This window comes from Bacteroides gallinaceum, from assembly GCF_030373775.1.
Lineage (GTDB): Bacteria > Bacteroidota > Bacteroidia > Bacteroidales > Bacteroidaceae > Phocaeicola > Phocaeicola excrementipullorum.
Genome location: NZ_JAUDEN010000022.1, coordinates 1 through 23,522, shown reverse-complemented (window position 1 = coordinate 23,522; position 23,522 = coordinate 1). Strand labels below are relative to the sequence as shown.

Here is a 23,522-nt window from a genome sequence, read left to right as displayed (position 1 = left end):
GCGCCGGTCCGTTTTTTCTGCGGACTGAAAAAAGTTGGACTCCATTTCGGCGGAAGCCGGATCAGTCTTGGAAATAGACTCGTTTCACCCGGTTTGATACGCTTGTAAGAATTTCGTAGGGAATCGTGTCCAGAATATCTGACAAGACGGTGACAGGCAGTTCATTGCCGAAGATGACAGCTTTGTCACCCTCTTTGCAGTCGATGTCCGTTACGTCAATCATGCACACGTCCATGCAGATGTTTCCCACATACGGCGCTTTCTTGCCGTTGACGATGCAGTAGGCGTTTCCGTTGCCCAAGTGGCGGTTCAGCCCGTCTGCATAGCCGATCGGTATGGCGGCGATGCGCGAATCCCGTTTCAGTATCCCTTTGCGGCTGTAGCCTACGGTTTCTTCCGCCGGCACATCATGTATTTGCAGGATGGTTGTTTTCAGCGTGGTGACATTGTGGAGGATGTTGTTGGTGTAAGGGTCTACTCCATAAAGTCCGATGCCCAGGCGGACCATGTCGAATTGCGCTCCGGGGTAGCGTTCTATTCCGGCAGTATTGCAGATATGGCGCAGTATCTTGTGTCTGAATCCGTCCTGCAAGATTTGTGAAGCCTTTTCAAACGTTTCGATCTGCTGTCGCGTGAACGGGTCGAACTTTTGCGAATCGCTCCCTACAAGGTGTGAGAATACAGACCGCGGAATCACTGCCGTCTGCTTGTGGAGCCGTTCGACCAGTTGGGGGATTTCTTCGGGGGAAAATCCCAGCCGGTGCATTCCCGTGTCGATCTTGATGTGGATCGGGAAGTTGGTAACCCCTTCTCTTTCGGCGGCCTTGATCAGTTCTTCGAGCAGGTGGAAGCTGTAAACCTCCGGCTCCAGCCTGTAGTCGAACATGGTCTTGAAGGCTGTCAGTTCCGGATTCATTATCATGATGGCGCTGCTTATGCCCGCCTTGCGCAGGTCGGCGCCTTCATCGGCCACTGCAACGGCCAGATAGTCCACGCGCTGGTCTTCGAGTGTTTTCGCCACTTCAAACGAGCCGGCTCCGTAGGCTGAGGCTTTTACCATGCATACAATTTTTGTTTCCGGATTCAGCTTGTTGCGGTAATGGTTGAGGTTTTCAACGAGGGCGCTGAGGTTGATTTCCAGAATCGTTTCATGCACCTTCAGCTCCAGCTGGTCGGTTATTTTGTCGAAATGGAAGATGCGCGCCCCCTTGATCAGCACGACTTCGTTCCGCAGGCTGTTCAGCAGCCCGGAATCGAGCAGTTCGGCTGTTGTCTGGAAAAAGTTCTTTTCGATGTCAAAGCGTCCGGACGCCGCTGATATTTCCTTGCCCACTCCGATGATATGGTCCACCTTCCTGCTGTGCACCAGATCGGCAATCTGCCTGTAGAGCAGCTTGCTGGTTTGTCCGCTTTCGAGCATGTCCGACAGGATGAGTGTGCGCTTGCGTCCTTTGTCTTCAGAACGCCGGGCCATGAAATCGAGTGCAATATCAAGCGAAGCGAAGTCCGAATTGTAGCTGTCGTTGATCAGGATGCAGTTGTTTTTCCCCTCCTTCACCTCAAGGCGCATGGCTATCGGCTCGAGGTGAAGCATCCGTCTGGCTATTTCGTCGGGCTGCACCATCAGATAGAGGGCTGCAGCCAGGCAGTGCAGCGAATTTTCAATGGATGCCTCGTCGATGAAAGGTATTCTGTATTCCTTGAAGAAGCCCAGGTATCTGTATTTTATTGTCGTTCCCGTATCGTCTTTCAGAATCTTCTCGATGAAAAGCGGGCGTTCCACGTCTTTGGTAGACCAGGCTATCTCGCGGGCCGTGAAAAGAGATTTTGCCACACAGTTGCTTATCAGTTCGTTGTCGCCGTTGTAGATGATCACGTCGCAATCCTTGAAAAGCTGCAGTTTCTCCATGCATTTGTCCTGGAGTGACGGGAAGTTTTCCTGATGGGCGCCTCCGATATTGGTCAGGATTCCTATTGTAGGCTGGATGATGGGCCTTAGCGTTTCCATTTCGCCCATTTCAGAGATGCCTGCCTCGAAGATTCCCACCTCTGTGTGCTCGTTCATCAGCCATACAGACAGCGGAACTCCGATTTGTGAATTATAGCTGCGCGGTGAACGGGTGACCACTTTGTCCGGGCTGAGGAGCTGGTAGAGCCATTCTTTGACCACCGTTTTCCCGTTGCTTCCTGTGATTCCTATTGTGGGGATCTGGAATTTCTCGCGGTGCCTGGCGGCAAGTTTCTGCAACGCTTTTAGCGGATTCGCTACTTTCAGAAAGTTGGAGTCTGCGAATTTGCCGGCGGTTTCTTCCGGCTGTTCGCTCACTACAAAGTTGCGCACTCCCCGCCGATGCAGGTCGGCTATGTATTTGTGTCCATCGTTGCGCTTGGTTTTCAGTGCGAAGAAAAGGGTTTCTTCAGGGAAACACAATGAGCGGCTGTCGGTAAGTATCCAGTCGATTGTAGCCGGTCTGTCACCGATGCGTTCTGCTCCGATGGCTGCGATTATTTCTTCAATAGAGCTTGACATGTTTGTTCTTCATTTTGGACATCTAAGTACGGAAATTTTTCTTTTAGATCTCTTATCTTTAACAGTATTTGACTAACAAATTTGCGGTAAGTGTCCGATTGGGGATTGAACGGGCGGTGGTCAAGGCCTTTACGGATGCTTTCCCATTGTTTGATGAATGACAGTGCGGGGCCGCTCAAATAAGTTCCGGAGAATTGCTCCCAGATATAGTCGGTTGCCAGCTGGCTGGGATGGAGCATGTCGTCGGCGTAGAAGCGGTAGTCCCTCAGTTCGTCCATCATGATTTCGTAGGAAGGGAAATAGTAGCAGAACGGCAGCCGTGCGCAAAGTTCGTTGATGGCAAGCAGCAAGGTGGCTTTGCTGAGCTGGTTGCCGTGCATCCCGTCTTTGGCATGGCGGATCGGGCTGACGGTAAACAGCATTTTCATGTTGGGGCTGTCCGCATGCAGGCTGTTCAGCAGGTCTTCGTAGACTGTGACGATTTCGTCGGTGGCAAGCAGCCTGCGCGAGAACATCCGCTCAGGGAGTTTGTGGCAATTCCCAACAATCTCTCCGTTTTCATTCCATGAATAGACTCTGGCTGTTCCCCATGTGAAAATGAGCCAGGATGCCTGTTCCAGGTATTCCATGCCCTTTTCTATCCGTGTGTTTATGTTCTGAAGGCATTGTTCCCGGTCGGGCGAATTGAACGAGCTGTGGTGCATGAGGCTGAACCAGACGTCTTTTTCATGCATCAGGTCGTCGGGCGTATAGCGTTTTCTGCAAATCAGCTGCTTGACGGCTTTTGCTATCGAGAGCGGGTTGTAAAGAACCCCGAAAGGATTGGTGTCGCACTGGAATTTGTTGTCGAGCAATCGCTTCCCTATATTTTCTGCAAAACAAGACCCCCATACCATCAGCTTGTCCGAATGGGCAATCTGCGGGTGGTCGGAGGGCATTTCAACTGTCGTCCTGAACTCCATAGATAGAAAATTTGGTGCAAATGTAATATTTAATATATATTTATGTTATTTTTGTGCGATAAAAGTTTAATGAATTTGGAATGGAACAACAAGTATCGCACGATTTGTTGAAGAGAATAGACAGTCCCGGTGATCTGAGGGAGCTGCCGGTCAGCCTGTTGCCTGAAGTGTGCAGTGAACTGAGGGATATGATTATAGATGAACTGTCGCGTAATCCGGGACATCTGGGCTCCAATTTAGGTTCCATCGAACTGACTGTGGCCGTTCATTATGTCTTCAATACACCGTATGACCGTATCGTCTGGGATGTAGGGCATCAGGCCTACAGCCATAAGATACTGACGGGACGGCGTGACCGCTTCTGCACGAACCGCAAGCTGAACGGACTTTGTCCTTTCCCTTCTCCTGCCGAAAGCGAATACGACACGTTTACGTGCGGACATGCGTCCAACTCCATCTCCGCGGCATTGGGCATGGCTGTGGCTGCTGCCGGAAAAGGGGAGGACGACCGCCATGTGGTGGCAGTGATAGGCGACGGCTCGATGAGCGGCGGACTGGCTTTTGAAGGGCTTAACAACGTGTCTTCTATCCCGAATAATCTGCTGATCATTCTCAATGACAACAACATGGCCATCGACAGAAGCGTGGGCGGCATGAAACAGTATCTGCTGAACCTGCACACGTCGGAAGGCTACAACCGTTTCCGTAACCTGTTGTCGCGCAAGCTTTACAATTGGGGTGTGCTCAATGAGGAACGGCGGAAAAGCCTGATACGTTTCAACAACAGCTTGAAATCGATGCTCATGCAGCAGCAAAATATATTTGAAGGGCTGAACATCCGCTACTTCGGTATCGTGGACGGACATGATGTGGGGGCGCTGGTAAGGGTGCTTAAGGAAATAAAGGATATGAAGGGGCCTAAACTTCTGCATGTGCATACCCGGAAAGGAAAAGGATACGGGCCTGCGGAAGAGTCGGCAACTGTTTGGCATGCTCCCGGACTCTTTGACAAGGAAACGGGCGAGCGGATTGTAAAGGATACGGAGGGGCAGCCTCCCTTGTTTCAGGAGGTTTTCGGAAATACGCTGCTGGAACTGGCGCGCCAAAACGACAAGATAGTCGGGGTTACTCCTGCTATGCCTACAGGCTGTTCGATGAATATCCTGATGAAGGAAATGCCCGGGCGTGCTTTCGACGTGGGAATTGCAGAGGGACATGCGGTGACGTTTTCCGGAGGCATGGCGAAAGAAGGACTGCTTCCTTTCTGCAATATCTATTCCTCGTTTATGCAGCGGGCATATGACAATGTCATACATGACGTGGCCATACAGAAGCTGAACGTCGTGCTTTGTCTTGACAGGGCGGGGCTTGTGGGTGAAGACGGTCCTACGCATCATGGGGTGTTCGACCTGGCTTATCTGCGTCCTGTTCCGAATCTGACAATAGCTTCGCCTTATGACGAACACGAATTGCGGAAGCTGATGTATACGGCACAGCTTCCCGGCAAAGGTCCGTTCGTCATCCGCTATCCGAAAGGACGCGGTGTGCTTGTTGACTGGGAGTGTCCGCTGGAAAAGATTGAAGTGGGACGGGGGCGCAAGATGAAGGACGGGACGGATCTGGCCGTGATTACGCTCGGGCCAGTTGGAAACGATGCTGCCAGGGCGTTGGCACGTGCTGAACAGGATACGGGACTCAGCGTGGCGCATTATGACCTCCGCTTCCTGAAGCCTTTGGACCAGGATATGCTTCATGAGATCGGACGGAACTTCAAGCGGATCGTTACGGTTGAGGACGGAGTGCTGATGGGAGGCATGGGAAGCGCTGTGCTTGAGTTCATGTCAGACAACGGATATGCTCCGAATGTGAAACGCCTGGGCATCCCGGACTGCTTCGTGCAGCACGGAACGGTGCAGGAGCTTCGGAAAATTTGCGGGATTGACGAAACTGGAATATATAACGCGATAATTCAGATGTTGGATCAATGAAAATCATTATAGCCGGGGCAGGGGCGGTGGGAACTCACCTTGCCAAACTTTTATCGGGAGAGAAGCAGGACATTATTCTGATGGACGAAGATGAAAGGAAGCTGGATGCGTCGGGAGGAAACCTTGACCTGATGACTGTCAACGCTTCGCCTACATCCATCAGCGGACTGAAAGAGGCTGACGCGGCGGGTGCCGACCTGTTTATCGGGGTAATGCCCGACGAAAGCCGCAACATGACGGCTTGTATGCTGGCTGCCAGTATGGGAGCAAAGAAGACCGTGGCCCGGATAGACAACTACGAATATCTCTTGCCCAAGCACAAGGAGTTTTTTGCGAAACTGGGAGTGCATTCGCTGATTTATCCCGAAATGCTGGCGGCGCGCGACATTGTTGACGCTGTGAAGATGAGCTGGATCAGGCAATGGTGGGAGTTTGCCGGAGGAGCATTGGTGCTGATCGGCACACGGATGGGCGAGGCGGCAGAAATACTGAACGTGCCTTTGCATGAGCTGGGAGGAAGAAACATTCCTTTCCATATCGTTGCTGTCAAACGGGGGGCGGATACGATTATTCCCCGCGGTGACGACATGATCAAGCTGAATGATATCGTTTATTTTACCACCACCAAGAAATACATTCCTTATATACGGAAGATTGCGGGCAAGGAAAACGAGGCCGATGTGAGAAATGTCATGATTATGGGCGGAAGCCGCATCGCCGTGCGTACCTGCCAGTATCTTCCCGACTATATGCGCACGAAGATCATCGAGAGCGATCTGAACCGTTGCAACCGTTTGACAGAGCTGGTGGACGACGGGGTGATGGTGATAAACGGCGACGGACGGGATATCGGCCTGCTGCAGGAAGAAGGGATACGCAATACGGAAGCTTTCGTCGCTTTGACGGGAAACTCTGAAACCAACATCCTGGCTTGTCTTGCCGCCAAGCGTCTTGGGGTTGTCAAGACGGTGGCGGAGGTGGAGAATGTGGATTATATCGGCATGGCTGAAAGTCTGGATATCGGTACGGTCATCAACAAGAAATTCATTGCGGCCAGCCATATCTACCAGATGATGCTTGATGCGGATGTGTCAAATGTGAAGTGTCTGACAGTCGCAAATGCCGATGTTGCCGAGTTTACGGTCAAGGCCGGATCGAGAATAACAAAGGCGCCGGTCAAGGATCTTGGCCTTCCCAAAGGTGCTACCATCGGCGGACTGATCCGGAATGGAGAAGGTGTATTGGTTACGGGAAATACGATGATCCGGGAGAACGACCATGTGGTTGTCTTCTGCCTGGGCATGATGATCAAGAAGTTGGAGAAGTATTTCTGAAATGTATGATTCGGGGGCTGGCCGCATACCGGCTCCCGGCAAGCAAAACTTTGCCGGATAAGTGTACGGCTTGGCGTCCTTAGCGTTTCTTCTAGAAAAAAGTCTTATGAAACAGCTATGTAGTTTGCTTTTCGCGGCATTCGGGACGCTTTGCCTTCTGGGCGGCTGCGGAGGCTATCAGCCGGAAGATGGCAGTGAAGGTTCGCAGTCCGGCAATTGTCTTGTGAATCTGGAATTGGGGAATGCTGAAATTTTCCCGTCAGTCTATCCGCTGGATATCTATCTTTTTGATTCGCGGAACCAGTGTGTGTATGATCGCACGGTATCGTCCGTATCTGAAATTCCGGTGTTTGACCTGTCTGCCGGAAGTTATCAGTTGTCTGTGTTTTCCGGACTGTCGTCCGGTGAATATGTGCTTCCGCTGGAAGTGCATCCCCGCCAGTACCTGACTTTTGCCAAGGACTGCTGTGCGGATGTTCCTCTGATTGCAGGGAGGAGCCGTCTTCTGCTGGAGAAAGACACCGGTGTTTCGGTGACGCTTTCCTATGCGGTCGCAGCCCTTTATTTTTCGTTCCCTTTCTTTCCTTCTGATGTATCGGAGGTTACGCTGCACATATCTCCGGTCAGTTCGGGCATTTCCTTGGGCGGAGATCTCAGCAACGACTACAGTCTGGCTGCTGTCGCTTGTGAGAAGAAGGGCGGCTCCTGGATTGCAGGACCTGTCTATGTGTTTCCTGCCGACGCTTCGCGTGTACACTTGTCGGTCAAATTGAAGCAGGGAGGTGCTGAAAAGATTTACGGCTATGATTACAACTCGTCCTTTGAGTCCGGCAAGGTCTATCGTTTCGCCGGAAAAGAAGACGGAAAAATCGAGATCGGGGGAGAGTCGCCTGTGGAATCATGGGAAACGGGTGTGGACGTGGAACTGGACTTGGGGGACTTTGAGATTGAATCGGAAGAGGACTGGGAGAAGCCGGAAGATGGGGAGGATGATGGCGGACAGCAGAAACCGGATTCGGGTGACGGAACGGTCCTTTACTCGGAAGTGCTTCCTGAAGCAGAGGCTGTGTGGGGGCCTTTTTACGCTTGGAAAGTCGTTCCGCTGTCTGCAAATAGCGTGGAGGCCACATTGCTTGCTCCCCGCCAGTGGTTGGCCAGGACTGATGATGCCCGTTCAATCTGCGGAAGTTATGAAGAAGACGGGATAGGGGGATGGAGGCCCTTTACCTTGGATGAGGCAGAAGCGTTTCGCGATCAGTACTCGGCGACGCTTCTCGAGTTGAGCGACTTTCTGGAGGATCAGGGATTTGATCCTTTCAACAAGTATGATCTGAGGTATTTGTGTGCTGATTTCAGCAAGACGTTCAGCTTTGAGAACACACGGATCTTAAATGCCGGGAAAACGGTCAAGTACGGGCTGAGGCTTGTAAAGGTCGTGCGTGTGGAAAAAGCGAAGAAAGAGGCCGCCCGTTGATGAACGAAGGTTCGCCGGGCTCCTCTTTCCGGAAGGTGGCTGTTCTGCTATTTCAGATAGCGTGTGATTTGTCCGCTGAGCTGCAGCAGAGATATTTCACACATTTTGGTATCGTACTCGGCCGAAAGGATACGTTCTTCCGCATCCAGCAGACTCTTTTGGGCTTCGCGCATCTCAATGCCAGACAGATCCCCCAGCAAGTAGCGTTCTTTCGCTATTTCGTGGTTCTCTTTGGCCGAGATGAGATTCTGTCGTTCCAGGTTGAGCAGACGGATATTGTTTCTGTATGCCTGCCAGAGATTGCTCAGGTCAGCGCGCAGCCCCTGTTCCAGCTCGTCGCGGGCGAGCTGCGCGTTACGGATTGCCAGACTGGCGTTCTTTTTCTCTCTGCGGCGGTTCCCGTCGAATATGTTGAATCCTACGGTAATTCCTCCGCTGAATCCCCAGTTACTCCGTTGGCGTGTAGCGTTTACGTCGTATTTGTTCAGTGTATATCCGTATCCTGCGTTCAGGCGCACATAAGGATAGTTCCGCGACAGGACTTTCTTGTAGTCCAGTTGGGCGATGGTTGTATTCTGGTCGGCCTGCAGCAAGCTGGCGTTAGCGTTGAGTGTTCCGTTCCATAATTCATTGAATTCCAGATGTTCGTTTACGTCAATCAGCGAGTCTTTCACTTTGATCGGACGGTCCATGTCTTTGGCGGCCATCAGTTCGTTCAGATTGATGCGCGAAGTGTGCACCAGTTCCCGCTGCTTGATGTATTGGGCGCGGTCGGCATTGAAGTCTACCGTTGCCTGCTGATAGTCCAGCCGTGAGAAATTTCCGATATGATACCGTTCTTCCACAATGCGGAGGCGTTCCCTTGAGAGGGTCACGGCGTACCGGAAGTTTTTCAGGCGTATTTCCTGCTGGATGTAATTGTAGTATTCTGCCGTAAGGTTCGCGATGAAGTCTTCGATAGCGATGCGCGTATTGGTTTTTCCCAAACGCTCCATTTCTTTCAACTGCTTGTAAGTTGTGCTGATGTTGAATCCGTCGAAGATGGTCCAGTTCAAGTCAATGCCCGCGTCCAAAGTCTGGTCGTAGACTCCCCGCACTTTCGTTGTTTCGCCGGTGCTTCGTGACTCCGAGTTGCTGTTGTCGTTGCTTCCGGTGTATCCTGCGGTCAGGTCGATGGTGGGCAGGTATCCCGCATTCCCCAGCGTGGCGTTGTTCTTGCTGACCAGCTCTTCATTGCGTGTGATGCGCAGCGAATAGTTGTTGGCAAGTCCTTCTTCCAGGCATTGCCTGAGGGTGTATGTGTATTGTGCCCGGGCAGACAGGCCCATGCCTGCCAGTGCTGCTAATATATACAGATGCTTTTTCATGCTTTCTTCTTTTTAGATCGGTCTGTTGAGATGTATGAATAGATTGCCGGTACGATATACATGGTCAGGAATGTCGATACGAGCATACCTCCCACAACGGCTGTACCCATGGCAATGCGCTGGTTGGCTCCTTCTCCCGTTGCGAATGCCAGCGGAATCAGTCCCAGCACGGTGGCTGCGCTGGTCATCAGGATCGGGCGTAGCCGTTGCAGGGCCGCATCGCGGATGGCATGCATCTTGTCTTCTCCCGCTTCCTGCTTCTGGTTGGCAAATTCCACGATCAGGATACCGTTTTTTGCTACCAGACCGATCAGCATGATGATGCCTATCTGACTGAATATATTCATCGTTATATCTCCGAAATACATGAATATCAGTGCTCCGGCAATGGCCAGCGGAACGGTGAGCATGATGACGAGCGGATCTTTGAAACTTTCGAACTGCGCCGAAAGAATCAGGTAGATCAGCACCAGGGCAAAGATGAAGGCAAACATCAGGCTCGACGAACTCTCGCGGTAGTCTTTCGAGTCGCCCGACAGAGCCGTGCGGAAGGTTTCGTCAAGCACCTTCTCTGCAATCTTGTCCATTTCGTCCAGTCCGTCGCCGATGGTCTTCCCTTCGGCCAGTCCCGCAGAGATGGTGGCCGACACGAAACGGTTGTAGTGGTAAAGTTTCGGCGGCGCCACGGTTTCGGCAAAGTCCACCAGGTTGTCCATCTGGATCATTTCTCCCTTGTCGTTGCGGATGTAGATGGATTTCACGCTGGCAGGCTGGTTGCGCTGCTGGCGGTTGATCTGTCCGAGAATCTCGTACTGCTTTCCGTTCATGTAGAAATATCCCATGCGCTGTCCGCTCAGCCCGTACTGCAGGGCCTCGCCGATATCGCGCACGTTTACTCCCATTGTTCCCGCCTTGTCGCGGTTGATGTTTACGTGCATCTCGGGACTGCTGAATTTCAGGTCAACGTCAGCCATCTGGAAAGTGGGGTTGTCGTATACTTCCGCGAGAAATTCGGGCAGCACTTCCTGAAGCTTTTCCAGACTGACTGCCTGAAGCACATACTGCACCGGCATACTGCTTTTCCGTCCTCCGAATGACGACTGCTGGCGGACGAACGACCGCGCTTTCGTATGCTTCTGGACGGCTTTCGATATTTCTTCCGCCACTTCCATCTGTGTATAGTCGCGTTCTTTGATGTCTTTCAGGGTTATCTGGATGTTTCCGCTTCCGCTTGATACGCGTGCGGTGACAAATGCCGCGTCCGGGATGACAGAATCCACCAGCGCGTTTATTTCTTCGGTATAATCGCGGATATATTCGTAGCTGGCGCCTTCAGCCGCGCGCGTGTTGATGGTGATTTGCGAGCGGTCTTCCAGCGGTGCCATTTCCGAAGGAATCTGTCCCCAGAGTATGCCGATAAGCGCCATTGTGACGATGACGATGGGGATAGCTACGGCTCTTCTTTTCAGAAAGCTTCTGAGCGAGCGCGAGTAAAGGTTGTTCATGCCTTCGAAGAAAGGTTCCGTTTTCCGGTAGAACCAGTTTTTCTTTTCCTGATATTTCAGCATTTTGGTGGCGAGCATCGGTGTGAAGGTGAGTGCCGCAAAGGCAGAGATGATGACCGAACCTGCCACGACAAAGCTGAACTCGCGGAAGAGCCGTCCGCTGGTTCCCTCCATAAAGACGATGGGGAGGAACACCGCCGCCAGTGTGATAGTGGTGGACACTACGGCGAAGAAGATTTCCTTGGCCCCTTCGATGCCTGCCTCAAACGGTTTCATCCCCCGTTCGATGCGGATGTAGATATTTTCGGTCATTACAATCGCATCGTCTACCACAAGTCCCACCGAGAGCACGACTGCCAGCATGGTCAGCACGTTGATGGAGAATCCGGCGACATACATCACGAAGAAAGCTCCGATGAGCGATACCGGAATCACAATGCACGGTATCAGGGTGACGCGCCAGTCGCGCAGGAACAGGAATATGATGATGATTACCAGCACGAATGCCTCATATACGGTGCTTTCCACTTCGGCGATGGAGGCGCGGATAAACCGCGTATTGTCGAATCCGTAGGTATACGTCACGTCTTCGGGCAGGTCTTTCTCCATCTGCTTCATGCGTTCGTATACAGCATCGGCGATCTCTATGTGGTTGGCTCCCGGCTGGGGAATCACTACAACACCCACCATCGGCACCCCGTTCATCTTCATGTAGCTCTTCAGGTCGGCAGGTCCCAGTTCGGCGTAACCGATGTCGCTGAACCGGATGATGCGCCCGTTGTCTTCTTTCAGAATCACGTTGTTGAACTCCTTTGCAGTGTGCATCAGTCCCATGGTGCGCAGCGTCAGTTCCACTGTGTTTCCTTCGATGCTTCCGGACGGCAGCTCCAGGTTCTGTTCGTCGACCGCGTTCTTCACGTCGACGGGCGTAATTCCGTATCCTGCCATTTTCACAGGATCGAGCCACAGACGCATGGAGTAGCGTTTTTCTCCCCAGATGGATACGCTGCTCACGTCAGGAATGGTCTGGAGCTGCTCCTTGACGGTCAGGTCGGCGATTTCGCTCAGTTCGAGCAGCGAGCGTGTGTTGCTCTGGATGGCCACCATCAGGATGGGGCTGGCATCGGCATCAGCCTTTGAAACCGTGGGCGGGTCGCAGTCGCGGGGCAGATAGCGCTGGGCGCGAGATACCTTGTCGCGCACGTCGTTGGCAGCCGTTTCCAGATCGACGGAAAGCTCAAACTCTACTGTGATGCGTGACTGTCCCTGCTGGCTGGTACTCGAAAGGGAACGGATGCCCGGGATACCGTTGATGTTCTGTTCCAGCGGCTCTGTGATCTGGTTTTCAATTACTTCGGCATTTGCTCCCGGATAACTGCATGTAACGGATATGATCGGGTTGTCTACAGACGGATATTCGCGTACTCCCAGTGTGGTGTATCCTATCAGGCCGAACAGCAGGATAATCACGGTAAGCACGGTTGCCAGCACCGGCCGTCTGATACTAAGTTCGGATATGTTCATGGATGTAGGGAATTAGAGTTATTCAATACGGTCGATAATGACCGGCATTCCTGTGCGCAGCTGCAAGGTTCCCGAAGTAAGTATTGTGTCGCCGGTAGCCAGGCCCTTGATAACCTGTATTTCAGCTTCCGTGCGTATGCCTGTCGTCACGTCTACGGGATAAGCTTTCCCTGCGCGGTAGACAAACACCTTGTTCTTCCCCATTTCCGGAACGATGGCTTCCGAAGGAATGGCCAGCGCCTCTTTGATTTCCTCCTGCTTCAGGCTGATGTCGGCATATCGTCCGGGCAATAGTTCGCCGTTCCTGTTCGGGTAGAGCGCGCGCACGGTAAGCGTGTGCGTTTCGTCGTCTATGCGCGATTCGGTGGCATATACCTGTGAATTGAATTCATTCAGGAAGCCTTCTATCTTGAACGTCAGGTTTGTTCCCTTCTTCACCTGGCGGGCATAGCGTTCCGGCACGGCGAATTCCACTTTCAGCGGAGTGATTTTGGTGAGTTTGGCGATGACTGTAGTCGGCGAGGCGTATGCACCCGTGCTGACCTGCCTCAGGCCGATGATGCCGTCGAAAGGAGCGCGCAGCTCCGTCATGGCGATGTTTGCCTTGACGTTTTCGATGTCGGCGTTCAGGGTGGCCAGTTCGGTCTTCACCTGCTCGTAGGCTTCCTTGCTGACAGCATCGCGCTGCAGAAGTGCATTCTGCCGGAACACCCGGTCTTCAGCCAGCGGCATCTGTGCCTCCAGCCGTTTCAGCTGCGCCTGAAGCTGGCTGTCGTTCACTTTGGCCAGCAGCTGTCCTTTGGTCACGAAGGTTCCCTCCGTAAAGTTGATGTCGATGATTTTTCCGGAGGTTTCGAACGAAAGGTCCACTTCTTCGTCGGGCACCAGTTTTCCGCTGACAAAAAGTTCATCGGTCAGCAGGTGCGGTTTTACGATCTTTGCGTTGACATTCAGTGCTTTCTGGCTCTTTTGTCTGGGCGTGTCTTCCGTTTCGGCCAGTTCTTCATTTTCTTTCGGCGTGAATGTGTGGATGCCGGCGGCAACCAGTCCGCCGGTGATGATTACGATAATTCCCCATTTGATTCGTTTGTCCATAAGATGATGTGTTTTCAGGTAAAAGGATGTGTCAGTAGGCGGCCCGGTATTTCCCCTCCTCTCTGTCTTCCAGTATGTTCAGGTACGACAGGTAGCGGGACTCGCTTATGTAGTGTTTTTCAACGGCTTCCCGTACGGCGCATCCGGGTTCGTTCCGGTGCGTGCAGTTGCCGTATTTGCAGTTGGCTGAGAATTCAAAAATCTCCTTGAAGTAATGCCCCACCTCTTCGTCTTTCATGTCAAAGGTTCCAAAGCCCTTTATCCCCGGCGTGTCTATGATGTATCCTCCCTCGTCAAGGGGATACATCTCAGAGAAGGTCGTTGTATGCGTTCCCTTGTTGTGAACGGCGGATATTTCCCCCGTCTTCAGGTTCTGGCCGGGCAGAATGGCATTGATGAGCGTTGATTTCCCCACTCCCGAGTTGCCGGACAGCAGCGTGATTTTTCCGGCAAGCATTTTTTTTATTTCCCCAATTCCGGTTTCGTTCAGTGCGGAGATGCAGAAACACGGATAGCCTATGTGTGTATAGAGGTTGGTCAGGCCTTCCAGCAGCCGTTTCTCGTCGTCCGAGTAGATGTCGGTCTTGTTGAATATCAAAGCCACCGGCACACCGTACGCTTCGGCCGATGCCAGAAAGCGGTCGATGAAAATGGTCGATGTTTCCGGGTGGTTGACCGTGGCGATGAGCATGCACTGGTCTACGTTTGCCGCAATGATGTGCAGTTGTTTGGAAAGGTTGGATGCCCGGCGGACGATATAGTTTTTCCTGTCTTCTATTTCGGTGATGAAGGCCGTACCTTCCGTGTTCAACGTGATGTGCACCCGGTCGCCCACAGCTATCGGGTTGGTGCTTTTGAATCCTTTCAGGCGGAAACTGCCTTTGATCTTGCAGTCCACCAGTTGTCCGCTGTCAGTCTTGACCTGATACCAGCTCCCTGTACTTCTTATTACCAGTCCTTTCTCCAAGTTCTTCAGATAGTTGATTGTTGGCCGTTGGCGGCTGGGAGGAGCGCCTGTTCCGGCCTTCCCTCCAGCCGCTTCAGCCGTGTTATACGGTCATGATTTCTTTGTCTTTTGCGGCCAGCAAGTCGTCAATCTGTTTGATGAACTTGTCGTGGATTTTCTGCAGTTTGGCTTCCGAATTTTTCTGTTCGTCTTCCGGCATGCCTTCTTTCACAGCCTTTTTCAGCGAGTCGATAGCGTCGCGGCGGGCGTTGCGCACACTCACCTTGGCCGTTTCTCCTTCGCCCTTGCATTGTTTTGCAAGCTGCTTGCGCCGTTCTTCGGTCAGAGGAGGGATGCCGATGCGTATGATTTCGCCGTTGTTTTCAGGCATGATGCCCAGTTCGGAATCGATGATTGCCTTTTCGATGATGCGGAACATGCTTTTATCCCACGGCTTGATGGCGATGCTTCTCGCATCGGGGGTGGTTACGGCTGCCACGTTGTTGATTGGCACCATGCTTCCGTAGGAGTCTACCCGGATGCCGTCGAGCAGGCGTACATCCGCTTTTCCTGCACGGATGTGGGCCAGCGCTTCGTCCAGATACATGATTGCCATATTCATTTTCTCTTCAGCTTCGCTGATAATTGCTTTTGAATCTGCCATATTACTTACAGTTTAAATAGATATTATTCTCAGAACAATGTTTTGTGAACAAAAGTAAGCTATTTTTTAGTCTTTTGCAATAGGTGGGCGAAATATTCGGGCGAACTTTCTGATTTTCATTTCGCCCGATTTTGTCCGTTGGGGTTTTGTTGCTACATTTGCCCCGCAAATGACAATTTGCCGTGAATGTCTGCTTTTTGCCGGTCGGGAACAGACGGACATTTATCTGTTTTTGTATATTCTTACTTATAAAATATGACTACACTTTATTTGGCTCGCCACGGGCAGACGGAAGAGAATCTGAAACGCATTTTTCAAGGGCATTTGCCCGGGATACTGACCGAAGAGGGGAAACGTCAGGCCGCAGAGCTGGGAGAAGCATTGGAGGAAATTGAACTGGACGCTGTGGTGAGCAGCGATCTTCAACGGGTGGTTGACACTGTCAGGATTGCGCTGGGAGAACGCCGGCTGCCATGGGAAACGACTCCTTTGCTCCGTGAGATAGACTGGGGAAGCTGGACCGGACTTTATCTGAGTGCCGTAGACAGGAACGACCCTCCGGCTGATGTGGAAACATGGGAGATGCTTTACCGGCGTGCCGGCAAGTTTCTTGATTATATCCGCCGGAATTATGACGGAAAGCGGGTGCTGGCGGTCGGTCACGGGCAGATCAACCGTGCTGTTCAGGCTTGGCTGGAACAGATTCCGGCAGAAGGCATGAATGTAATTCCGCTGATGCGGAACGGTGAGGTCAGAGAGTTTGCCCTGGACTGACGGTTTTTGCGGGAACACGGGCATGGAGCTTTCACCGCAGAGCCGGCAGAGGCGCACGCTCTTGCGCTTCCTTCTGTGGCGTTCCGTGCCTCTGCGGTGAATGCTGATTTAGTTGTGTACCAGCGTTCCGATGTTTTCTCCGCCGATGACTTTCTTCAGGTTGCCTGCCGTGTCCATGTCGAAGACGATGATGGGCAGGTTGTTTTCCTTGCACATGCAGGTGGCGGTCAGATCCATCACTTTCAGTCCGCGCGCCAGCACTTCGTCGTAGGTGATGTCGTCAAACTTGGTTGCTGTCGGATCTTTTTCCGGGTCTGCCGTATAGATGCCGTCCACACGTGTGCCCTTCAGCATCACGTCCGCCTCTATTTCGATGCCTCTTAATGAAGATCCGGTGTCGGTCGTGAAGAACGGGTTTCCGGTTCCTCCCGACATGATGACCACTTCGCCGTTTTCCAAGGCTTCGATGGCTTTCCATTTGGAATAGAACTCGCCGATCGGTTCCATGCGGATTGCTGTCAGGACACGCGCCCTTACTCCTTCTGCCGCCAGAGCGGAGCTAAGTCCCAGGCTGTTGATTACCGTGGCCAGCATGCCCATCTGGTCGCCTTTCACGCGGTCAAACCCTTTTCCCGCGCCTGTGAGCCCGCGAAAGATGTTTCCCCCTCCGATAACGATTCCTATCTGTACGCCCATCTCATGGATCTCTTTGATTTGCCGGGCATATTCGCCCAGGCGTTTTTCATCGATGCCGTACTTTTTTTCTCCCATCAGGCTTTCCCCGCTGAGCTTTAATAAGATGCGTTTGAATTTTGCCATGGCTGTATGTTTTTTATTGATTATTCGCAAAGGTAGAAAAAAATCCTTGACTGAGCAATTTTCGGCTCAGCAAGGCCTGCATTATTCCGCGCAACCCCAGGTAGGAAATGAAGGCCAGCCAGAGCGCATGGTTCCCCATTGTGCCGTGGAGCCCGTAATAGAGCAGAAAGAAGCAGGCTGATGCGATGAAAATGGCGCGCAGCATAATCCGGGTGGCGGTGGCTCCGATGCAGATTCCGTCGAGAAGAAAGGCCGAAAAGCCTGCGGCGGGGATGGCAAGTACCCATGCGAAATAGTCGCCTGAGGCGCTGATCACCTCCGTGTCATTGGTCAGCAGACTTAGGAAGTCTTTTCCTCCGATGCCGTACAGCAGCGTGAAGCCTGCCGCCAGCGCGGTGCCCCAATAGAAAAGATGGCGGACGGTTTGCCGGAATGCAGTGCGGTTTCCGGCTCCGGCGTATTTTCCCGACAGCGCCTCTCCGGCGTATGCAAATCCGTCCATGACGTAAGAAAACAGCGTAAACAGTTGCATGAGCAGCGTGTTCACAGCCAGTACGACATCACCGTATGCCGCTCCCGTGGAAGTGAAGAATACGGTTACGGCCACAATGCACAGCGTGCGGAAAAATATATCCCTGTTTACGTTGAAGAAGCGTTTCATCGCCTGCCTTTCAAACAGTTTGTGTCTTCGGACGTAGGGGCGGAGGCTTTTGTATTTGTGCCGGCACAGCAGGCACGCCATCAGCAGTCCGGCATATTGGGCGATAAGCGTTCCCAATGCGACGCCTGCCACTTTCATGTCGAGGGCTAATACGAAAAACAGGCTTGCGGCTATGTTGACGACGTTTTGCGTGATGGCGATGAACATGGGGTATCTTGAATTCTGCATTCCGATGAACCAGCCGATGAAGCTGTAGAGTCCGAGGGTGGCAGGAGCTCCCCAAATGCATATATGGAAATAGCGTGTGGCCATGTCCTGCACTTCCGGGCTGGCATCGATGAAGAAGAAGGCGAGGTGTCGGATGGGATATTGCAGGATGAGCAGGGCGGCGGCAAGCAAAAAGCTGACCGAAAGGGAGCGCAGCAGAATCCGGGTGATTTCCGCCTCGTTCCGTTGTCCGAAGGCCTGCGCCGTCAGTCCCCCTGTTCCCATGCGGAGAAATCCGAACACCCAGTAGATCATATTGAACAGCATGCCTCCCACGGCTATGGCGCCGATATATGCCGCCGACCCCAAATGGCCGACAATGGTCACGTCAACCAGTCCCAGCAATGGAACGGTGATGTTCGATACGATGGAGGGTACGGCGATGTGCAGTATCTGTTTATCTGTCTGGTTCATCTTATGGTGCTGTTGTGTTGCTGTTTTTGTTGAGTCCGGTAAGGGTGGGGGATGGAAGCACGTATTCCACTTCCTTGAACATGTATTTTCTGATGGCTCCGTCTTCGTCTTCCAGCACGAGCTTTCCGCTCGGCTCAATGTCTTTGAAGGATGCCATGAACTCTCCCCCCTTATCTTTGTATTTGTGGAGTCCGTCTTTTCTGTACAGACATTGTTTGTATCGTGTCGTCAGCACGCCGGTCTGTTCCGTTTCCAGCAGTCCGAAATAATGTGCGGTCCGCTCAAGAATCTGGAGGAGCATATCCTTCGGGCAATACGTGTGTCCGGTGATTTGTTTCAGCGATACCGGATTGGGGGCGTTGCTTGCGAATCTTTCCTGATTCAGATTCACCCCCGTCCCCGATATGGAACGGCTTATGTGTGTGCCTGTCAGGTCGTTTTCGATCAGTGTCCCGCAAAGCTTCCTGTCTTTCCAGTAAATGTCGTTGGGCCACTTGATGCGGATATTGTCGGCAAACTGCGACAGCGTTTCCTTTAGAGCCAGCGCGGTTATCTGTGAAAGCAGGAACTGGCGTCCCGCTTCCAGGCGGCTGGGATAGACGACGAAGCTGAACAGGAGGTTCTTTCCTTTTTCCGATTCCCAGCTGTTTCCCCGCTGCCCCCTTCCTGCCGACTGGAAGGAAGTGTATACGCAAGTCAGGTCTTCCTGTCTGGTACGGTCGCATAATGCCTGCAGATACAGGTTGGTAGAAACCGTTTCCTCCAGAAAAACGGGCTCCGGGAAGTTTATCGTTCGTTTAAATAGTTCATTTACCATATGGGCGGCAAGAAAGCGTTTTCAATATGTTCTATGTCGAAAGGAGGCCTTTCTCCGATCAGTGTGATGATGTCGAACCTGACAGGCAGATCAATCTCAAACCGGTTGAGGTATGAGTCTGTTGATGATACGATATGGCGGATTTTGCGGTCGGTTACGGCTTCTTGCGGCTGGCCGTACTTGTCGTTCCTTCTGGTTTTGACCTCTATCACAATGAGCGTATGGTCCTTTTCGGCCACGATGTCGAGGTCTTTTTTTCCGTCGTGCCAGTCTGTGTGCCTGATGAGATACCCTTTTTTCTGCAGGAAAGAAACTGCCGCTGTTTCGCCTTCCTTTCCGAGTTCATTATGTGCTGCCATATTTTTCTTTTCGGCAAAAATACGTATTTTTGTGCAATGAATCAAAAGGATGATCTGTTTTATATGAAGCAGGCACTTCTTGAAGCCCGGAGGGCAGCCGATTGCGGAGAAGTGCCGGTGGGAGCTGTTGTGGTCTGCCGTGGTGTCGTTCTGGCCAGAGCGCATAACCTGACAGAGGCTTTGAACGATGTGACGGCCCATGCGGAGATGCAGGCCATTACTGCCGCGGCGAATGCGCTTGGAGCCAAGTATCTGACCGACTGTACGCTTTATGTGACGGTGGAGCCATGTGTGATGTGTGCCGGAGCGATTGCCTGGGCACAGACGGGAAGGCTTGTGTTCGGAGCGGCTGACGAGAAAAGGGGATACCGGAAATATGCGCCCGATGCCTTGCATCCCAAGACGGAAGTCGTGGACGGAGTGATGGCTGAAGAATGTGCTGCTTTGGTGAAAGACTTCTTCAGGAAAAGACGTTGAGGGCAGGCTGGAGCTTGGATGGTTCCTCTGCCCGGATAGAAGGTTACGGTTCTTTGATTTCTTCAAAGTCTACGTATTCGCCTTCGTCATCGTCAAAAACTTTCTTCTTCTTCTTGGACGTTTTCTGCTTTTGCGCAGCATTTGAATAATCGGCTGTGCCGGCTGTTTGCGAGCGTTTTTCGCGGCTGAAGTCCTGTCCCGTCATCTTTTTGCCTATGGAAAAGAACCCCTTTACGACACGCAGCAGGATGACTGCCCCGATTATCAGAACAAACAGGAAGATAAATACTATGATTCCTAACAGATGCAGCATGAAAAATTATTTGTTGTTTTTTTTATAAGTCAGCAGCGAGAGCAGGATATACCATACAATCACAGCCGCGAATCCGCTCAGGCGGAAAACGACAAGCAGGGGGATGCTTGCGATAAGGAATATGTAGCGCACCTTGTTGTGTCCCCATGACAGGTCCTTGAACTTCAGCGAAAACATCGGAAGTTCCGCAACCAGAAGCAGCGACATGACAATAACCAGAACAAGCAGGTAAATGGCGTTGAAATGGGTCGAAACCAGAAATTCATGCCCTCCAACAACCAGCGATCCCCAAAACAGCGCGTTTGCCGGAGTCGGCATTCCGATGAATGAACTGGTCTGCCGTTCGTCAAGGTTGAACTTCGCCAGCCGCAAGGCTGAAAAGACGGCGATCAGAAAAGCGGCGTAAGGAAGCATTCCGGCCATTGGCAGAAGAAAGTCGGGATAGTGCATTTCCTTAAAAAGCGAAAACGCGATGGCTGCCGGAGCCAGTCCGAAAGTCACGTCGTCGGCCAGCGAGTCCAGCTCCTTTCCGATGGGAGAGGATACGCGCAGCAGCCGTGCCGACATTCCGTCAAAGAAATCGAATACAGCTCCTGTCACAATGAACAGGAGGGCTAGCTCATAATTGCTGTGAAATGCCATGTAGCACGCGATGCATCCGCTGAACAGGTTGCAACTGGTAATGGCATTCGGTATGTTTCTTACAATTGCGTTTGGCATATCTTATTTCAATCTGGCTATAACCGTTTCATTGCCCGTGGTTGCCTGCCCCATTTTTACGCAGACTTCTGTCCCTAGAGGCAGATAAACGTCCACTCTCGATCCGAACTTGATGAATCCCATGTGCTCGTCGATGTAGCAGTCATCTCCCGGCTCGGCGTAAGTGACGATTCTTCTTGCCACCGCTCCCGCTATCTGCCGCGCCATTACGGTTTGTCCGTCCGGAGTTTCTATAATGACGGTAGAGCGTTCGTTTTCGGTGCTGGCCTTCGGCAGCCATGCTTTCATGAAGCGTCCGTTGTGGTGGGTCACTTGTTTCACCACTCCGTCCACGGGATACCAGTTGGCATGTACGTTGGTGATTCCCATGAAGATGGAAATCATCAGCCGTTTGTCATGAAAATATTCATGTTCTTCCACTTCCTCTATGACAACGATCCGGCCGTCTGCCGGTGCCACCACAACCTTTTCTGTATCTCCTTTGAAGATTCTGATAGGGCATCGGAAGAAGTTTACCATCAGTCCGTAAAGGATTATGCTGGCAAGCAATACGATATAAAAAGGTATCTTCCATGCCAGTCCCCAGTACAGCAGTCCGTTAGCGGCAGCCAGCAGCAGTGCTGCTATCAGCAGGATATGGGTTCCTTCATGGTGAATACGGATTTTCTTTAGTTTCTTTTTTATCTTATTCATTCGGATTCCGGTAAAAAGATCACTTTAATGATGCAAAAATAGATTTTATTTGAAAACTCTCCAAATAATGGGGATGAAAAAGCAAATAAATTCGAATGAATTGTTGCGAATCCCCGTCCGCCCAAATGCTTGCATAAATGGACTGTATGTGTCCGTAATGCGTTGTTCCAGACTTTTAGATGTAATGCGGCACTCCTATATTCAAAGCCTTTCGACGGCTTCCGCATCGAGTCCGGTGGCTTCGGCGATGGACGCAGCGTCAAGCCCCATCTGCTTGAGGTTTCTCGCTACGGACAGCCTGCCTTCGGCAATGCCTTCTGCCCGTCCTTTTTCGATGCCTTCCTTGATGCCTTTCTCGATTCCTTTTTCAATGCCTTTGCGCATTCCGCTGTTGTAGAGGGTCTTCTCCACGCTGATCGTGTCCCAGAACCTTTCGTAGGCCGCCAGCTGTCCGTCGCTGAACGCGGATTCTTCGAGCGCGTCCACTGCCTTCTTCAGTTCGGGGTTTTCCAGCAGCTCCTCCGGCACCTTGCGCGTCCGCTCGTCTATCTCGGTGAGGTACCTGAGCCACAGCACCTGCATCCTCTTCTCGCTGTAGGTGTGGGGGTTGAACTTCGGGAGTTCGACGAACACCAGGTGCAGCCCGTCTATCACCTTCTCCGTATGCTCGACGTGTACAAGGCGGTAGTAGTGGTAGAATTCCCTGAGCTCGGGCTCGAATACTTCGTTTACGAGGTTCAGGGAGTATACGGGCTGGAGGAGGGAATAGTCGTTTCCCTTTTCGATCTGCCTCACGTACGCTTTCGACGCGTTGAACAGGACGCGCTGGCGGAATTCCTGCGACCATACCATCTGCATCTCCACGATGAAGTGCCTTCCCCTGTTGTCCCGGCACCGGACGTCCACGATGCTGTTCTTCCGGAGGGGATTGTCGGGAACCATTTCTGCCGGGAGGTATTCAAGTTCCGTGATCTCCTCTCCCTCCTCAAGCGGGAGCAGTGCGTTCAGGAGGCTCATCACCAGGTCGGGATGTTCTCCGAACACTTTCTTGAATGTCGGGTCGGCTTTTGGGTTCAGGTACTTCATGGGCTTCTGGGTTTGCTGTTCTTCTGCGGATGTTCTCATGGCTGTGATTCTTTTCTGTTAAGGTTGCGGGCAAAGATAGTGAATGGCGGTCGCAAAGGCAAATGAAACGCGAAGTTTTTGATTCTGCGTTCAATCTTCGTGGGGTAAAGGAGCGGAAAAGGCAGGAATCTGTATCTTTCCGTATGGCTCTGTCGACAGCTCTGCGTATTTCATCGACGGATTGGCATATAAAGACGATGCTTGGGAATGATGCGGACGGCTTTTCCGTTTTGCTGTATCTGTTTTCGTATGTGTTGGACAGTTTTTCAGTCGTTGCATGATGAAGCCAGGCATCTTCTATGTTTGTTCACTACTGTCCACTAAAAATGGACAAGGTTAAAAATTAAATAAATTCGGTTCACATGAATCATATCGGTCTTTGACATTTTTGAAATTCGATTTGTCAAACAAGTCACAGAGATGTGTTTTGTCGGTTAGAGAAATTCCGAGGATTTGGAGAACTTCATAGATGCTGCGTTCTAATTTCATATCGTGTTGGACTATTGCTACCAAGCAGTAAGTGATTATCGCACAATAGATTTGTATGCGTACAGCATTTTCCGATGTTCCCCAGAACCTCTTAATCCTGAGATGTTGTTTTATCCATTTGAAGAACAGTTCAACACTCCATCTGTTTCGATAAAGCGATGATATTAACTCCGCAGATGCGTCAAGATTATTCGTTAGGAAGATG

The 23,522-nt window shown here is 51.8% G+C and carries 22 protein-coding genes; 6 read left to right on the top strand and 16 right to left on the bottom strand.

Translation table 11 applies throughout. The features are described 5' to 3' along the window. Positions 1-61: 61 nt before the first annotated feature. The gene (locus QUW60_RS11755; protein ID WP_289560698.1) at positions 62-2,530 is read right to left on the bottom strand and encodes a bifunctional UDP-N-acetylmuramoyl-tripeptide:D-alanyl-D-alanine ligase/alanine racemase; all 2,469 of its coding nucleotides are present in this window, start codon (positions 2,528-2,530) and stop codon (positions 62-64) included. Continuing rightward, positions 2,506-3,492, bottom strand: a complete 987-nt coding sequence (locus QUW60_RS11750; protein WP_258338926.1) for a GSCFA domain-containing protein — start codon at positions 3,490-3,492, stop codon at positions 2,506-2,508. Before QUW60_RS11750 ends, QUW60_RS11755 begins: the two co-directional genes overlap by 25 nt. Positions 3,493-3,572: 80 nt before the next feature. Here QUW60_RS11750 and dxs point away from each other — a divergent pair, with 80 nt between their 5' ends. From dxs to QUW60_RS11735, 3 genes are all read left to right on the top strand, one after another. After that, a complete protein-coding gene (gene dxs, locus QUW60_RS11745) occupies positions 3,573-5,480 on the top strand; it encodes a 1-deoxy-D-xylulose-5-phosphate synthase (protein ID WP_289560695.1) in 1,908 nt (635 codons plus the stop codon). Further along, a complete protein-coding gene (gene trkA / locus QUW60_RS11740) occupies positions 5,477-6,814 on the top strand; it encodes a Trk system potassium transporter TrkA (RefSeq protein ID WP_258338924.1) in 1,338 nt (445 codons plus the stop codon). Before dxs ends, trkA begins: the two co-directional genes overlap by 4 nt. 106 nt (positions 6,815-6,920) lie before the next feature. Continuing rightward, positions 6,921-8,288 carry a FimB/Mfa2 family fimbrial subunit gene (locus QUW60_RS11735; protein WP_258338923.1) on the top strand — a complete coding sequence of 456 codons (1,368 nt, stop codon included), beginning with the start codon at positions 6,921-6,923 and terminating at the stop codon, positions 8,286-8,288. A 47-nt stretch (positions 8,289-8,335) separates the two neighbouring features. Here the strand turns inward: QUW60_RS11735 and QUW60_RS11730 are convergent, their stop codons facing one another. The 5 genes from QUW60_RS11730 to frr all read right to left on the bottom strand — a co-directional run bounded on the left by QUW60_RS11730 (position 8,336) and on the right by frr (position 15,389). Next, positions 8,336-9,655: a TolC family protein gene (locus QUW60_RS11730; protein WP_258338922.1), complete on the bottom strand. Its 1,320-nt coding sequence runs from the start codon at positions 9,653-9,655 to the stop codon at positions 8,336-8,338. Then, positions 9,652-12,684 carry an efflux RND transporter permease subunit gene (locus QUW60_RS11725; RefSeq protein ID WP_289560694.1) on the bottom strand — a complete coding sequence of 1,011 codons (3,033 nt, stop codon included), beginning with the start codon at positions 12,682-12,684 and terminating at the stop codon, positions 9,652-9,654. The genes QUW60_RS11730 and QUW60_RS11725 overlap by 4 nt, the downstream gene beginning before the upstream one ends. A gap of 18 nt (positions 12,685-12,702) precedes the next feature. Beyond that, positions 12,703-13,779: an efflux RND transporter periplasmic adaptor subunit gene (locus QUW60_RS11720; RefSeq protein WP_289560693.1), complete on the bottom strand. Its 1,077-nt coding sequence runs from the start codon at positions 13,777-13,779 to the stop codon at positions 12,703-12,705. A gap of 31 nt (positions 13,780-13,810) precedes the next feature. Next, complete coding sequence (rsgA, locus tag QUW60_RS11715) at positions 13,811-14,746, bottom strand: ribosome small subunit-dependent GTPase A (RefSeq protein ID WP_258338919.1); 936 nt, start codon at positions 14,744-14,746, stop codon at positions 13,811-13,813. A gap of 82 nt (positions 14,747-14,828) precedes the next feature. Then, positions 14,829-15,389, bottom strand: coding sequence for a ribosome recycling factor (gene frr / locus QUW60_RS11710; protein ID WP_258338918.1), 561 nt, complete (start codon positions 15,387-15,389; stop codon positions 14,829-14,831). 255 nt (positions 15,390-15,644) lie between these two features. On the opposite strand from frr, the gene QUW60_RS11705 reads away from it, so the two are divergent. After that, positions 15,645-16,163 carry a histidine phosphatase family protein gene (locus QUW60_RS11705; protein ID WP_258338917.1) on the top strand — a complete coding sequence of 173 codons (519 nt, stop codon included), beginning with the start codon at positions 15,645-15,647 and terminating at the stop codon, positions 16,161-16,163. A 108-nt stretch (positions 16,164-16,271) separates the two neighbouring features. On the opposite strand, the gene pyrH is transcribed toward QUW60_RS11705, so the two are convergent. Genes pyrH through QUW60_RS11685 form a run of 4 tightly spaced genes read right to left on the bottom strand, consistent with a single transcriptional unit; the run spans position 16,272 to position 19,500 of the window. Then, the gene (pyrH, locus tag QUW60_RS11700) at positions 16,272-16,982 is read right to left on the bottom strand and encodes a UMP kinase (RefSeq protein ID WP_258338916.1); all 711 of its coding nucleotides are present in this window, start codon (positions 16,980-16,982) and stop codon (positions 16,272-16,274) included. A gap of 13 nt (positions 16,983-16,995) precedes the next feature. Then, positions 16,996-18,324, bottom strand: a complete 1,329-nt coding sequence (locus tag QUW60_RS11695; protein ID WP_289560688.1) for an MATE family efflux transporter — start codon at positions 18,322-18,324, stop codon at positions 16,996-16,998. A 1-nt stretch (position 18,325) separates the two neighbouring features. Continuing rightward, positions 18,326-19,141: a biotin--[acetyl-CoA-carboxylase] ligase gene (locus QUW60_RS11690; RefSeq protein WP_289560686.1), complete on the bottom strand. Its 816-nt coding sequence runs from the start codon at positions 19,139-19,141 to the stop codon at positions 18,326-18,328. Further along, on the bottom strand, positions 19,135-19,500 hold the full coding sequence (locus QUW60_RS11685) for a YraN family protein (RefSeq protein ID WP_289560683.1): 366 nt from the start codon (positions 19,498-19,500) through the stop codon (positions 19,135-19,137). Before QUW60_RS11685 ends, QUW60_RS11690 begins: the two co-directional genes overlap by 7 nt. Before the next feature lie 36 nt (positions 19,501-19,536). On the opposite strand from QUW60_RS11685, the gene QUW60_RS11680 reads away from it, so the two are divergent. Then, positions 19,537-19,977 (top strand): nucleoside deaminase, encoded by a 441-nt coding sequence (locus tag QUW60_RS11680; protein ID WP_289560681.1) that lies wholly within the window; start codon positions 19,537-19,539, stop codon positions 19,975-19,977. A gap of 43 nt (positions 19,978-20,020) precedes the next feature. Here the strand turns inward: QUW60_RS11680 and QUW60_RS11675 are convergent, their stop codons facing one another. The 4 genes from QUW60_RS11675 to QUW60_RS11660 all read right to left on the bottom strand — a co-directional run bounded on the left by QUW60_RS11675 (position 20,021) and on the right by QUW60_RS11660 (position 22,789). Beyond that, on the bottom strand, positions 20,021-20,290 hold the full coding sequence (locus QUW60_RS11675) for a DUF4834 family protein (RefSeq protein WP_289560679.1): 270 nt from the start codon (positions 20,288-20,290) through the stop codon (positions 20,021-20,023). Positions 20,291-20,296: 6 nt separating this feature from the next. Beyond that, on the bottom strand, positions 20,297-21,010 hold the full coding sequence (gene pssA, locus QUW60_RS11670) for a CDP-diacylglycerol--serine O-phosphatidyltransferase (RefSeq protein ID WP_289560677.1): 714 nt from the start codon (positions 21,008-21,010) through the stop codon (positions 20,297-20,299). 3 nt (positions 21,011-21,013) lie between these two features. Further along, entirely contained in the window at positions 21,014-21,703 is a 690-nt protein-coding gene (locus QUW60_RS11665; RefSeq protein ID WP_258338909.1) for a phosphatidylserine decarboxylase family protein, read from the bottom strand. Positions 21,704-21,904: 201 nt separating this feature from the next. Beyond that, positions 21,905-22,789, bottom strand: a complete 885-nt coding sequence (locus tag QUW60_RS11660; protein WP_289560674.1) for an Rpn family recombination-promoting nuclease/putative transposase — start codon at positions 22,787-22,789, stop codon at positions 21,905-21,907. Positions 22,790-22,890: 101 nt separating this feature from the next. Here QUW60_RS11660 and QUW60_RS11655 point away from each other — a divergent pair, with 101 nt between their 5' ends. Beyond that, positions 22,891-23,109, top strand: coding sequence for a hypothetical protein (locus QUW60_RS11655; protein ID WP_289560672.1), 219 nt, complete (start codon positions 22,891-22,893; stop codon positions 23,107-23,109). A 55-nt stretch (positions 23,110-23,164) separates the two neighbouring features. Here QUW60_RS11655 and QUW60_RS11650 read toward each other — a convergent pair. Next, a partial coding sequence (locus tag QUW60_RS11650) for a transposase (protein ID WP_289560670.1) occupies positions 23,165-23,522 on the bottom strand: 358 nt, incomplete at its 5' end.